The sequence below is a fragment of the Streptosporangium lutulentum genome, assembly GCF_030811455.1.
Classification (GTDB): domain Bacteria; phylum Actinomycetota; class Actinomycetes; order Streptosporangiales; family Streptosporangiaceae; genus Streptosporangium; species Streptosporangium lutulentum.
In genome coordinates, this window is record NZ_JAUSQU010000001.1 from 6,464,951 (window position 1) to 6,477,770 (window position 12,820).

Below are 12,820 nucleotides of genomic sequence, written 5' to 3' on the forward strand. Positions count from 1 at the left end.
TCCGGGTTCGGAAGGGACGATCACCCGCTCGGGAGGAACCGGGTCGTCTCCGAGGGGGAAGGCTCAGCCCTTGGCCTTCGGGGCCGTGCCCGCCCCCACCGCGGGGGCCCCGGTCCTTTCCGCGTTCGGCGTCGCGGCCGTCTGCCCGGAGCCGGAGTCCGGCGGGGCGAGGCGGGCGAACAGGTAGCCCAGCGAATTGGTCGCGACGTGGAACAGCGCGGGCGCGGCCAGGCCTCCCCTGCGGCGCAGTTCGCAGAAGAACACCCCGGCCGATCCCGTCGCGAGCACGGAGCCGATCACCACCCGCGACGCCTCCATCGCGGACGCCCTCCCTTTCCGGCCCGGGCGGCCCGGTCCGCCCGGCTCTCCTGACCGAGCCGGTCCGGCCGGCACCCCCGGTGAACGCGGTCCGTCGGCGGGGGCCTCCCCCGCGGTCAGGCGGCTCAGCGCGGGGTTGGCGGCCATCATGTCGATCGCGGGGAGCACGTGCCAGAGACCGAACAGGGCCGAGGAGACGGCGGTGGCCGTACCGGCCCCGTGAGAGCGGGAGAGAAGAGCGTGGAGCACCCCGCGGAAGCCGACCTCCTCCAGCAGGACCGTGCCGAACGGCACCTGGAGCAGGGCCTCCTCGAACGCGCGGGCACGGGACAGGGACAGCGCGCGCTCGTCGCGGAAGAACCGGCGGGTGGCGGGGACGGCGATCCCCACGCCGTAGACCACGGCGACGGCGGAGGCGAGCGCCCCGCCGATCCGCAGCCCCCTCGCGCGTTCGTGGAACCCCAGATCGGCCCAGGAGAGCCCGGAACGGCGAGCCACGGCGAGCAGCGCGCCGGTGGCCACGGTCGAGGTCAGCGGCGCCAGGCGCGGCGCCAGGCGGTTGTTGAGCACGTTGGCCGCCACCAGCACGGCCACCGCCCCGGTCACCGCGCGGGCCGACGTGACCTCCGGTTCCCCACCGGCCGTCATGACGTCCCGGCCGACGCGGCTCGCGACGTCACGCCCGAGGCCGCGAACACGGCCTGCCACCCGGCGCTCACGGCCGCACGCCCCGGACCCCTCGCCGGCCTGCGCCCCGCGACCCGAACACCCGCATCCCGTCTCCCTCCGGCTCGGTTCGAGGCTACGCGAGCGACGGTCATCCCGCGGCGGGCTGCCGCCATCCGGACGGGAACCGCAGGCCGCGCCGTTCTTTCACGGTGAGGCCGCCCCAGATTCCCTCGGGCTCCCCCTCCCGGATCGCGTAGGCCCGGCACTCCTTGAGCACCGGGCACCTCTCGCAGACGGCCTTCGCCCGGGCCTCGTGCTCGGCCGACTGCGTCAGCGGGAAGAACACTTCGGGATCGATCTCGCGGCATGCTCCCCGCGTGGCCCAGCCGATCTCGCGAATGGTCATCCGCACGACATCACCCCCTGGTGGGTCACCGGCCCTCAGCCTAGGTGGATCGCACCGGCGTGACATCAATCTTCCGGCGGATTCACGGGTACGCATCCGGGAGCACCCGGCCGGCCGGCGTGCCTCAGCAGACGTCCGTGCCCTCGTTGTAGCCCCGGACGAACACCGCCTGGCGCTGCTCCGCCGTACCGTGGGCGTCCGGGCGCAGCCAGTCGTCGGTGGGGTCTCCCGCCGCGGCGAGGTTGATCAGCAGTTCGTTCTCGTCGCCGTCCTCGGCCAGCAGCGCCCCGCCCCTGACGAGCGCCCCGAGGGTCCCGCCCGCGTAGCAGTCCGCCTGGAGCTCCAGCTCCACGTTGAGCTGGGAGGAGGTGTTCAACTGCGCCTGTACGGCGTGCCCGAACTCATGCGGGATGATCACGTAGATCGAGCCGTCTCCCATCCGCTCGTCGAGTTCGCGCATCCAGTTCTCGTCGTAGGCGATGAAGTGCCCCGCCGGACAGTAGAAGGCGTTGTTCGGGACCGCCGGCTGTCCGCCGCAGGAGGGGCCGTTCGCCCCCTGGTAGGCGATGAAGTCCTCGATCGGGCGGTAGGTCAGCCCGCCTGCGGCGAAGGTCTGCTTCCAGTACGCCTCGGTGGACTCCTTCGCCAGTTCGACGTCCGATTCGAACGTCTCCCCCCTCGGCGTGGCCGTGGCGGCCCCCGTGGCCGGGTCTGTCCCGGAGCCCGGATCCGGCTGATCACTCCCGCAGGCCACGACGGTCACCATGAGCAGCGCGAGAAGAAGCGAGATGGCTCTCATACCCCCATCGTGACAAGCCGGGGGCCGGGGCGCGAGGGCTCCGGCCTACCGAGACCCGCGGGCACGAGGGCTTCCACGCACTTCCGCCTCCGCGCACGAGGCCCTCCCCGGGCCTCGCTTCTCCGGACGCGAGATCTTCCGCCCGCCTCGCCTTCCGAGCACGATTCCTCCGCCGGTTCCCTGCCGGTCCTCTGCCGGTTCCCTGCCGGTCCTCTGCCGGTCCTCTGCCGGGAGACGGTCAGAACGACGGCCAGGTGTGGACGGGTTGGTTGGTGTGCATGTGCTCGATGTAGCGCAGGGTCATCCGGCGCAGTGCCTCGTGCCTGTCGAGGGTGTCCATCGCGTTCAGGGCGTCGCTCTGCCAGCTCGCCCCGTTCGTGCCCGTCACGCACCTGCGCTCGATGATCCCCAGCAGCCGGTCCCTGACCTCGGGATCCATCCTCCACAGGTCGAGCCCCTCGTGGGCGAGCGGCAGCAGGCGGCGCAGGATCAGCTCGGCGGCGGGCACCACGCCGAGCCCCGGCCAGTAGAGCCGGGCGTCCAGCCCGTGCCGGGCGGCCGAGTGCAGGTTCTCCTCGGCCGCGACGAACGACATGCGCGTCCACTCCGGGCGTTCGGCGTGGGGAAGCACGCGCATGAGGCCGTAGTAGAACGCGGCGTCGGCGATGACGTCCACCACCGAGGGCCCCGCGGGCAGCACCCGGTTCTCCACCCGCAGGTGCGGAATCCCGTTCACGACCGCGTAGACCGGCCGGTTCCACCGGTAGACGGTGCCGTTGTGCAGGGTCAGCTCGCCGAGCTCCGGGGTCACGCCGCGCTCCAGTTGCTCCTGCGGGTCGCCGGCGTCGCACAGGGGCAGCAGCGCGGGGAAGTAGCGGGAGTTCTCCTCGAACAGGTCGAAGACCGAGGTGATCCACCGCTCGCCGAACCACACCCTCGGCCGCACGCCCTGGGTCTTCAGCTCCACGGGCCGGGTGTCCGTGGCCTGCTCGAACAGCGGGATCCTGGTCTCCTGCCAGAGCCTCCTGCCGAACAGGAACGGCGAGTTGGCCGCCACCGCCACCTGGGGGCCCGCGATGACCTGGGCCGCGTTCCAGTGGGCGGCGAACGCCTCCGGGCCGACCTGGAGGTGGAGCTGGACGCTCGTACAGGCCGCCTCGGGGGTGATGCTGTCGGCGAAGGTGTCGAGGGTCTCGTCGCCCTCGATCGACAGGTGCAGGTCCTCGCCCCTCGCCGCGAAGATCTGCTCGTTGAGCAGCTTGTAGCGGGGATTGGCCGACAGCGTGCCCTCGTGCACGTCGTCCTCCCGCAGCGTGGGCAGGATCCCGATCATCAGCATGTGCCCGCCGACCGTGTGGGCCCGCTCCTCCGCGTGGTTGAGCCGGTCCCGGACCAGCTTCTCCAGCCGCGTGGCCCCGTCCCCCTCAAGGGACTCCGGCATGACGTTGATCTCCACGTTGAACTGACCGAGCTCGGTGGCCCAGTCGGGCTCCGCGATCGCCGCCAGCACCTCGGCGTTCTTCATCGCGGGCTCGCCCCGCTCGTCCACCAGGTTGAGTTCGATCTCCAGTCCGGCCTTCGGCCGGTCCTCCTCGAACCTAGACTCATGCAACATCCGCGCCAAGACGTCCAGGGACCGGCGAAGCTTGTCCCGGTGGCGTCTCCGGTCCTCGCGGCTGAAAACCATGGCTGGCACGTCGCGACCCATACTTCGCAGAGTCGCACATAAGTTACAGATAGTACAGACGCGACGAGACACGGCGAAGGGTCGGATCGGACACCGTGTCGTGGCGCGGCCGACAGTGCCCGGATCTTCCCGATCGTGCTCGGAGGATCAGACCAGACGCCGCGCCGTGGCCCAGCGGGAAAGCTCGTGGCGGTTGGAGAGCTGGAGCTTGCGCAGGACGGACGAGACGTGGGTCTCCACGGTCTTCACCGAGATGAACAGCTCCTTGGCGATCTCCTTGTAGGCGTAGCCCCGGGCGATCAGCCGCAGGACCTCGCGCTCGCGCTGGGTCAGCGAGTCGAGCTCGGGGTCGATCGGAGGAGCCTCGCTGGAGGCGAAGGCGTCCAGCACGAAGCCGGCGAGCCTCGGGGAGAAGACCGCGTCGCCTTCGGCCACCCGGCGGATCGCGTCGGTGAGCTCCCTGCCGCTGATGGTCTTGGTGACGTAGCCCCGGGCACCGCCGCGGATCACCCCGATGACGTCCTCGGCCGCGTCGGAGACCGACAGGGCGAGGAAACGGACCGGGGAACCCGAGCCGAGGACGCGGCGGAGCACCTCCTGGCCTCCCCCGCCGGGCATGTGCACGTCGAGCAGGACCACGTCGGGCTGGAGCTCGGCGATCGCCTTGACGGCGGACTCGACGTCCTCCGCCTCGCCGAGCACCTCGATGGAGTCGCCCAGTTCGGCCCGGACCCCGGAGCGGAACAGCCGGTGATCGTCGACGATCAGGACCTTGACAGTGCTCATGAGCCGTCCTTCGCCGGTCGCGTGCGCGGATCGCCGGATTCGCCGGATCGCGGATGCCCTGCCTGCCGGTCGTCTCCCGGTCGTCCCTCCGCCGGAGGTCCTCCGGCGGGCCGTTCCCTGACTCGCTGCTTCCTGGCTCGCTCGCTCACGCCTTCTCCAGCTTCATGGTCAACATCACTTCCGTGCCCTCGCCGGGCTCGGTCCGCACTCGGGCGCTGCCGCCGTGGCGTTCCATCCTGCCGATGATCGACTGGCGGATGCCCATCCGATCCTCGGGCACCTCCCCCATGTCGAACCCGACACCCCGGTCCCGGACGAAGATGGTGACCTCGTCCGGCTCCGCCTCGGCATAGACGGAGATGACCTCCGACCCAGAGTATTTCGCGGCGTTGACCATTGCTTGCCTCGCGGCTTGCATCATCGCGGATAATTCCGGCGTCAACGGGCCGTCGCCCACGCAGACGACCTCGATCGGCACCCCGTGCGCGTCCTCCTCCTCGGCGGCGACCCGGCGCACGGCCGCGGCCACCGACGCGTCCGCGTCCTGTTGGGGCTGGTAGAGCCAGTTTCGCAGTTCACGCTCCTGGGAACGGGCGAGCCGCATCACCTCACGCGAGTCCTGGGCGTTGCGCTGGATGAGCGTCAGCGTGTGCAACACGGAATCGTGCACGTGCGCGGCCACCTCGGCCCGTTCCTCCTGCCGGATGCGCTCGCGGCGCTCCCGCTGCAGTTCCTTCCACAGGCCGGCCAGCCAGGGGGCCGCGATCAGCCCGACACCGCCCACGACCACCAGCGTGAACACGATGCCGGAACTGGCCTGGTTCAGCTCGGCGTTGGCCGCCAGGAAGCCGATCGCGCCGACCACGACGAGCACCAGCCCCGCGAAGGTGCGGACGCGGTTCTGGCGCACCTGCCCGACCGTCGTGTTCATCCAGCGCTGGCGCCGATCGGGGTCGGCCTGCTGCCACAGGATCAGCGAGCCGATCCCGCCGACGGCGATCGGCCACGCGCCGATCCCGCCCGACGAGGCACCGGTGAGCCAGCCCAGGGACATCAGGGCCAGCCCGATCGCGACGTAGGCGGCGAGCTGGCTCCAGTCCCTGGAAGGCTCCCTGCCCTCGTACGACTCCCGCGGGGTGAACATCCACAGTGCCGCGTACGCCACGGCGCCGATCCCGTCCAGGACGGTGAGCAGCACGAACGCCAGCCGCAGCACGACCGGGTCGAGCCGTAGCTGGGCGGCGGCGCCCTGGGCCACCCCGGCGACCAGCCTGCCCTGCACCAGCCTCATCAGGCGGGGAAGGGCCGCGGGGTTCTCCGGGGGCACGGGGGCCGCGTCGCGAATTGCCTGTCGTTCAGCCATATCGTCAGCATCGTCACATGTAATGCCTCTCAATGCATCAGGCGTTCCCCTGAGACGACCCTGAGAGAGACCTGCCCTCTCCGGGACGACTCAGGGGTGTCCCGGATGCGGCCCGAACCTGGGAAGGCCACGATAAGGACATGACCGACACCGGGAGCGCACAGGACCCGACGAGCACCTTGTCCGACCCTCCGCCCACCTCCACCGCCGGCGACGACCGCGGCCTTCGGCGCAGCGACGAGGGACGCATGCTCACCGGCGTCTGCGCCGGGCTCGGACGCCACGTGGGGATCGACCCGGTCCTGTTCCGCGTCGGGTTCGCGGTGCTGGTGCTCGGCTCCGGAATCGGGATCATGCTCTACATCGCGGCGTTCCTGCTGATGCGCGAGACCAGCGGAGCCCCCGGCTACATGGAGCAGTGGACCCGGCGCGACTTCGACAGCGAGACGGTGCTGGCCCTGCTGACCGCAGTGTTCGCCCTCGGCCTGATCATCAACGTGTCCTCGGGCGGCATCGGCACCGGCACGGTCGTGGTCGGCACGACCTTCGCCATCGCCCTGCTCACCGCCCACGCGCGCGGCGTCGACCTGCTGGCGGTGGCCCGGTCCCTGCCCGATCGGCTACGCCACCGTCGCGCCCCCTCGGCGCCGTACGTGGCCTTCACGCCCGTCCCCGATCCGGACCTTCACCCCGATCCGGGCCGATCGCCCCTTACGGAGCCGTACCCGACGACCGCTCACCCCGACGCTCACGCCGACACACACGCGTCCGCGCACACCGGCACGCACGGGTCCGCGCACACCGACGGCACCTCGACCGCGCAGGCGCACCCCGCCGCCGCTCCCACCGAGGCGCGCGCGGCCTCGGAGACGTCCCCGGCCTCCACCGGGCAGTGGGACGAGCAGGAGCCCACCGCTTCCGGATCTCCGGCCCCGCGGCCCGGCCCGGGGGGACCGTACGGCGTGCCGTCGAGCCCGTATCGTCCCCGGCCGGCGTACGACTCCTCCGGCGAGCCGTTCTCGCCCTACGGCCCCTACCAGCCTCTGGATCCCAGAAAGCGGTACCAGCAGTACTCCCCCTACGACCTGGCCGAGCATGGCGCGCCGGTGCGGACGGCGCCCCAGCCGAAACGGCCCAGATCGTTCATCGGGAGCCTCACCCTATGTCTGGCCATGATCGTTGGAGGGATCATCGTGGCGATCCAGTCCGCCTCAGGATCGATCAACATGACGGTCGCCGGCGGCGCGATGCTCATCGTCATCGGCGGCGGCCTCCTGGTCGCCACCTGGTACGGCCGGGGCGCCGGCCTGGTCGCCCTCGGCACCGTCATCTCGATCGCCCTGATCGCGGGGTCCACGCTGACCGACATGCCGAAGAGGTTCGGCAGCTACAACTGGGAGCCGGCCACGCTCTCCGAGGTCGTCAGGAACTACTCGGTGGGCGTCGGCGACGGCACCCTGGACCTGAGCGAGCTGGCCCTTCCGCCGGGCTCGCGGACCGTCTTCGACGCCTCGGTGTCGGTCGGCGAGATCAACGTGATCGTTCCGGCGACGGCCAGGGTCGAGGTCAACGGCTCCACCAAACTGGGCGACGTCAAAATCGACCACGCGGTGGAGGGAGGGGCCGACATCCGGCACAACAAGATCCTCGAACCCGAGGTGACCCCGAAGGGCGACGTGGCGACCATCATTCTGAACGTCAAGGCGGGCATCGGAGACGTGGAGGTGCGCCGTGCGGCCTGACCTCGAACGGACCGGCCGCGGCCGCCTGCACCGCACGGACTGGATGGCCCTGCTCAGCGGCATCCTGTTCATCGGGGTCGGGATCGTCTTCATCAACCGCCCGGACATCGAATCACTGATCATGATCCCGATCGTCCTGGGCGGTCTGGGCCTCGCCGGCCTGGTCGCCATCCTCGCCCGCGTGATCCGGCGCTAGCCCGCCGGGCGCGCCGGCGCCGCACCGGCGGCGCGCTCAGCGATCGGCGATCCAGGAGCCGTGGAAGCCCGCGGGGACGCGGCGCGGGAGCCGTACGGACGCGACGTGGTCCAGGTCGGCGGCGCCCAGCACGAGCAGTTCCGAACCCTCTCCCGCGTGATCGGTGACGATCGACAGCAGCCAGCCGTCGTCCTCGGACCGGGCGCCGGAGGCGGGCACGAAGACCGCCTCACCCGGCCGCGCGCCGAGGTCCCTGGTACGGCCGACGCCGGTCACGGCGTCGTACTTCACCACCGCGTCCGAGGACACCGTGTAGAGGAACCGGCTGGTCCTGCCGAGCCGGTCCTCGTTGAAGGTGGGGAACTCGACGACGCGGTCGTCGAGCTGTTCCTCCCTGACCGCGCCGCTCGCCGGGTCGAGCACCCACCTGTGCAGCCTCGCGCCGTCCGCGCCGGCGGCGGGATTGGCGCTGCCTCCGATGTGGCTCCAAGTCTCCGCGAAGGCTCCCGGGGAGTAGCGGGCCGCGTCGAGCACCACCCGGCCTGCGGCGTCCTCGCGGGCGTTGCCCACATGGAACACGTAACACGGGTCCACCTCGAACCAGGTCACCCGCCCGCCACGGTCCATCACGCCGAGCCGCGCGCCGTAGGAGTCGTCCCACCGGTACGGCATGCCCCGCCCGACCAGGTCCATGTCGAAGACAACGGGCAGGTCCAGCCAGACGACGTGATTTTCCGTGATCGCAAAGTCGTGGATCATCGTCGGCCCGGGAACGTCCACGACCCGGCTGTCCACCAGTTCGCCCGTGGCGGACAGCCGGTGATAGGTCAGGTAGGGGGCGAAGAAGCCGTACCCGAAGAAGTGCAGCTCACCGGTGACCGGGTCCTGTTTCGGATGCGCGGTCATGGCGGTGGTCAGCCGCCCGCCGAAGTCCCACGGCCCGACCGTGTCCAGTTCCGGCGTCATCTCGTACGGCAGGCCGTTCTCGACGAGCGCGAGAATCCTGCCGGCATGCTGGACGACGCTGGTGTTGGCGGCGACGGCGGTCAGGTCGATGCCGTTCGGGCCGAGGAAGGGGGCGCTGTCGGTGAACTCGCGGGTGCGAACCCACCGGTTGCGGTACCACTCGGCGCGGCCGTCGCGGAGCCGCAGGCCGTGAATCATGCCGTGCCCGGTGAACCAGTGGCCCGGGTCCTGGCCGGGCAGCGGGTTGGGCCCGTTGCGGAAGTAGCGGCCGGTGAGCTCCTCCGGGAGGGTGCCGGTGACCGGCAGATCGGCGACGCCGATCTGCCGGGGACGGGAGCGAGGTTGCTCGCCAGGTATGAGGGTGTGGATACGTCCATGGCGTGCTCCGGGAAAGTCGGGGAAACGGGCGAACGGGAGCCTCGGCGTAAGCCGGTGGAGCGGGGAGCTTTGGTGTGAGCCGGTGGGACGGGGCGCGGGTGGCGCGGGCCTCGACGCGGACCGGGGCGGGGAAGCAGGCCACGCGGACCGGGAGACACGGATCAGGCGAGGCGGGCTTCGGTGCGAGCCGGGGCGAGAGATCAGGCGGCGGAGCGGGCCGCGACGATTTTGGGGTAGCGGGCGGTGAAGACGGCGGGCGCCACGAAGGTGGCGATCTTGATCACGAGGACGACGGCGGTCGCGTGTGGCGCGACGTAGAGCAAGGCGGCCAGTGAGACGGCCGCGACGACGAAGGAGACGCCCCATACCGAGGTGATGATCGCGTTGACGCGGTAGAACCGCGGCGTCCGCCACACCTCCGGCGGTGTCATGCTCCGGGCGATGCCCGGGGTGAACGGCTTGCGAATGGCCAGGGAGCCCCAGCTCGTGATTCCGAGCCAGACGTTGACCAGGGCCGGGCCGTACGGCATGAGGGGGGAATCCGGGGAGACGAAGGAGATCAGGGTGATCACGGTGAAGAACACCGCCGCGCTGGACTCGATCACCATCTGGTCCCAGTCCTTGCCCGCCCGGCGGTCGGCGACGATGACCGCGAGGGCGATCACGAGCCCGGCCACCGCGCCGTAGCGCCAGTTGTCGCTGGTGGCGATGACCGCGTAGACGATCCACGGGAGGAAACCGAGCAGGCAGGCGCCTACATGAGGCGACAGGCCGAGTCCTCGGCGGAGCAGCACGAGAAACTGGCGGCACTGATCGAATTCGTGGCCGGGGGCGACGACGACCTGTCGGTCTACGGCCTTCTCGCCCTGGAATGGGGTCTGCGCTTCAGCGCCATGCAACACGAATGGGCCGAATGGGCCGAAGGCGAGATCGAGCGGGTCTCCGGCGCGGACGCACCACCGGCGGCGCGCTGACGCGGCGAAGGGCGAGGAGTACGTAGCGGAAGAAGAGGACGTAGCCGAGGGAGGGGTCGCGGCGCAGGAGGCCGACGCCGCGGGGGCTCGCGCGAGGAGACCGGCGCACGGTCGTCCCGCTGGGAAGTCTCACGGATCAACGGCGTACCAAGCGTTAGACTGCAGGAATGTTGGCCCTGGAGTTCGTCAGTACGGTCCGCGCGACGCGAGCGGGGTTGACGGACGTGCTCTCGGACGTCACGGGCATGACCGAGTGGGGCCGGGCGCACGCTTCCGAGCTGGGGCTCGACCAGTCGTTCGTCGCCTCGGAGGAGGTGCGGCGCGAGGTGGTCGAGCTGCGGCAGGCCGTACGGTCCCTGTTCGCCAGGGCCGTCGCGCCGGGACCGGCGAGCAGCGCCGACGCCGACCGGCTGCCAGATTTCGCCGAGGCGATCGACCTGGTCAACGCCACGACGCTGGCCGTGCCGATGGCCCCGCGACTGGAATGGCCCGACGGGGAGGACCCGACGGCGACGAACGTCCTCGCGGGCCGGACGGCGGAGTCTCCACGCCTCCGCGCCGTCCTCGCGGCGTCGGCCGTCGAGCTGCTGGCCGGGACGCACCGCGAGCACCTGCGCGCCTGTCCGGCTCCGCGCTGCGTGCTCTATTTCGTCAAGGAGCACGCCCGCCAGGAGTGGTGCTCGGTGGCCTGCGGCAACCGGGCCCGCGCCGCCCGTCACTATCGCCGGCACCGGGACGACTGACCTTCACACCGGCCCTTCCCGGGGGTTTTCCCCCGCGACACCGGGACGACCGGCCTTCACACCGGCCCTTCCCCAAGGGTTCCACCCAGCCACTCCGCAGCACTGGGGCGCGACCTTCGTCCCGCCCCTCCCTCAGGGTTTTCCACACCGCACACCGGGACGACCAACCTCTCCCAGGGCTCTCCATCACCCCGCCGGTCCCCCGCTCCGTCCGCCGGCGCCTGCCGACAAGGCCGGGGATCGTCCCGGCAGGATCACCGAGACAGCGCAACGACGGTGACCTAACTCACAAACCTATAACGGGGAACTTCATATTTTTCCATTACATTTTTCTCATACGTTCTAACGGGAAGACCCGTTAGAAGCCGCGATGAGAGGAAGAAAGATGACCTTCCAGACGGGCCACATCGGCCTCAACGTCTCCGACCTCGACGCGTCCAAGGACTTCTACCTGAAGGTTTTCGGCTTCGAGGTCTTCGGCGAGTCCGGCGAGGCGGACCGGCGCTACGCCTTCCTCGGCCTCGACGGCGAGCTCCGGCTGACCCTCTGGCAGCAGAGCGAGGGCCGCTTCTCCACCGCGACGCCCGGACTTCACCACCTGTCCTTCCAGGTGCCGGACATCGAGGCGGTCCGCAGGGCCGAGACCGTGATCCGGGAGATCGGCGCCACGCTTCACCACGACGGCGTGGTGGCGCACCGCGAGGGTTCCTCCTCGGGCGGCGTGTTCTTCGAGGATCCGGACGGAATCCGGCTGGAGATCTTCGCACCGACCGGCGCGGACTCCTCCCCCGCGCCGACCGAAGGCGCTCCCACCTGCGGCTTCTTCTAGGCGATCATGAAGCACACGGGAGAGCTGGCGGTGCAGCGGAGGGCCGGGGTGCGAGCCGGGGAGTGGGGCTCGGCCAGGACGCGGCCGGAGATCCCCCCGGCGGCGGCCGAGTTCCTCACCCGGCAGCGGATGCTGGTGATCGGGGCGTCGGGGCGGGACGGGCGGCTCTGGGCGACCGCGCTGACAGGAGCCGCGGGATTCACCCGGGCCACCGGCGAGCGGACGATCGTGATCGACGCGCTGCCGGGCGAGCACGATCCGTTGGCGGGCCTCGCCGAGAACGCCGAGGCCGAGATCGGGATGCTCGCGATCGAGCCGCGGACCAGGCGCAGGATGCGGGTCAACGGCCGTGCCGTGCGGGACGGTGCGCGGCTGGTCGTGCACACGGAGCAGACGTATGCGAACTGCCCCAAGTACATCCAGGCGCGGGACATCACCGAGGAGCCGGCGGAGCCCGGCGCCGGAGGCTCCTCCTCCGCGAGGCTCCTCACCGGCGAGCACCGGGCGTGGATCGAGAGCGCCGACACGTTCTTCGTCGCCACCCGGGCTCCCGGCCTCGGCGCCGACCTGTCGCATCGGGGCGGCGACCCGGGGTTCGTCCGGGTCGCCGGCGAGCGCCGGCTGGTCTGGCCGGACTACGTGGGCAACTCGATGTACATGACGCTGGGGAATCTGGAGCTGGACGAGAGCTGCGGCCTGCTCTTCCTCGACTGGGACAGCGGTGACGCGCTGCACCTGACCGGACGCGCGCACGTCGACTGGGATCCGGGCGAGGTCCCGGGCGCGCAGCGGCTGGTCGAGTTCGAGCTGGACCTGGCCGTCCTCGTCCGGGGAGCCAGCCCGCTCCGCTGGAGGTTCGAGGACTACTCCCGCTTCAATCCGCCCGTCTCATCCGCTTCGCCGGCGTCAGCCGTGGACGACGAAGAGCACCGTGGAAAGTGAGATGAATCGGCAAAGGCATTAA

14 protein-coding genes are annotated in these 12,820 nt (G+C 70.7%); 6 read left to right on the forward strand and 8 right to left on the reverse strand.

Annotated features, from left to right (window positions below):
• Nucleotides 1-63 precede the first annotated feature (63 nt).
• The 6 genes from J2853_RS28640 to J2853_RS28665 all read right to left on the reverse strand — a co-directional run bounded on the left by J2853_RS28640 (nt 64) and on the right by J2853_RS28665 (nt 6,028).
• On the reverse strand, nt 64-1,026 hold the full coding sequence (locus J2853_RS28640; protein ID WP_307563320.1) for a CPBP family intramembrane glutamic endopeptidase: 963 nt from the start codon (nt 1,024-1,026) through the stop codon (nt 64-66).
• Between the two features lie 109 nt (nt 1,027-1,135).
• On the reverse strand, nt 1,136-1,393 hold the full coding sequence (locus J2853_RS28645) for a WhiB family transcriptional regulator (protein WP_307568857.1): 258 nt from the start codon (nt 1,391-1,393) through the stop codon (nt 1,136-1,138).
• 124 nt (nt 1,394-1,517) lie between these two features.
• Nucleotides 1,518-2,192, reverse strand: coding sequence for a neutral zinc metallopeptidase (locus tag J2853_RS28650; RefSeq protein WP_307563322.1), 675 nt, complete (start codon nt 2,190-2,192; stop codon nt 1,518-1,520).
• A gap of 238 nt (nt 2,193-2,430) precedes the next feature.
• A complete protein-coding gene (locus J2853_RS28655; protein ID WP_307563324.1) occupies nt 2,431-3,807 on the reverse strand; it encodes a glutamate-cysteine ligase family protein in 1,377 nt (458 codons plus the stop codon).
• Between the two features lie 219 nt (nt 3,808-4,026).
• The gene (locus J2853_RS28660) at nt 4,027-4,665 is read right to left on the reverse strand and encodes a response regulator (protein WP_307563326.1); all 639 of its coding nucleotides are present in this window, start codon (nt 4,663-4,665) and stop codon (nt 4,027-4,029) included.
• A gap of 145 nt (nt 4,666-4,810) precedes the next feature.
• Nucleotides 4,811-6,028: an ATP-binding protein gene (locus tag J2853_RS28665; RefSeq protein WP_307563329.1), complete on the reverse strand. Its 1,218-nt coding sequence runs from the start codon at nt 6,026-6,028 to the stop codon at nt 4,811-4,813.
• A 140-nt stretch (nt 6,029-6,168) separates the two neighbouring features.
• Between J2853_RS28665 and J2853_RS28670 the strand changes: the two genes are divergently transcribed.
• Both J2853_RS28670 and J2853_RS28675 read left to right on the forward strand, forming a co-directional pair.
• A complete protein-coding gene (locus J2853_RS28670; RefSeq protein WP_307563331.1) occupies nt 6,169-7,770 on the forward strand; it encodes a PspC domain-containing protein in 1,602 nt (533 codons plus the stop codon).
• On the forward strand, nt 7,760-7,966 hold the full coding sequence (locus tag J2853_RS28675; protein WP_307563332.1) for a hypothetical protein: 207 nt from the start codon (nt 7,760-7,762) through the stop codon (nt 7,964-7,966). The genes J2853_RS28670 and J2853_RS28675 overlap by 11 nt, the downstream gene beginning before the upstream one ends.
• 36 nt (nt 7,967-8,002) lie before the next feature.
• On the opposite strand, the gene J2853_RS28680 is transcribed toward J2853_RS28675, so the two are convergent.
• Both J2853_RS28680 and J2853_RS28685 read right to left on the reverse strand, forming a co-directional pair.
• Entirely contained in the window at nt 8,003-9,514 is a 1,512-nt protein-coding gene (locus J2853_RS28680) for a carotenoid oxygenase family protein (RefSeq protein WP_307568858.1), read from the reverse strand.
• Complete coding sequence (locus tag J2853_RS28685; RefSeq protein ID WP_307563334.1) at nt 9,511-10,104, reverse strand: DUF3159 domain-containing protein; 594 nt, start codon at nt 10,102-10,104, stop codon at nt 9,511-9,513. The genes J2853_RS28680 and J2853_RS28685 overlap by 4 nt, the downstream gene beginning before the upstream one ends.
• Here J2853_RS28685 and J2853_RS28690 point away from each other — a divergent pair.
• From J2853_RS28690 to J2853_RS28705, 4 genes are all read left to right on the forward strand, one after another.
• The gene (locus tag J2853_RS28690; RefSeq protein WP_307563336.1) at nt 10,069-10,284 is read left to right on the forward strand and encodes a hypothetical protein; all 216 of its coding nucleotides are present in this window, start codon (nt 10,069-10,071) and stop codon (nt 10,282-10,284) included. The two genes, J2853_RS28685 and J2853_RS28690, sit on opposite strands and share 36 nt — an antisense overlap.
• Nucleotides 10,285-10,451: 167 nt before the next feature.
• Nucleotides 10,452-11,027: a CGNR zinc finger domain-containing protein gene (locus tag J2853_RS28695; RefSeq protein ID WP_307563337.1), complete on the forward strand. Its 576-nt coding sequence runs from the start codon at nt 10,452-10,454 to the stop codon at nt 11,025-11,027.
• 385 nt (nt 11,028-11,412) lie between these two features.
• Complete coding sequence (locus J2853_RS28700; RefSeq protein ID WP_307563339.1) at nt 11,413-11,856, forward strand: VOC family protein; 444 nt, start codon at nt 11,413-11,415, stop codon at nt 11,854-11,856.
• Between the two features lie 6 nt (nt 11,857-11,862).
• Nucleotides 11,863-12,798: a pyridoxamine 5'-phosphate oxidase family protein gene (locus tag J2853_RS28705; RefSeq protein ID WP_307563341.1), complete on the forward strand. Its 936-nt coding sequence runs from the start codon at nt 11,863-11,865 to the stop codon at nt 12,796-12,798.
• Nucleotides 12,799-12,820 lie beyond the last annotated feature (22 nt).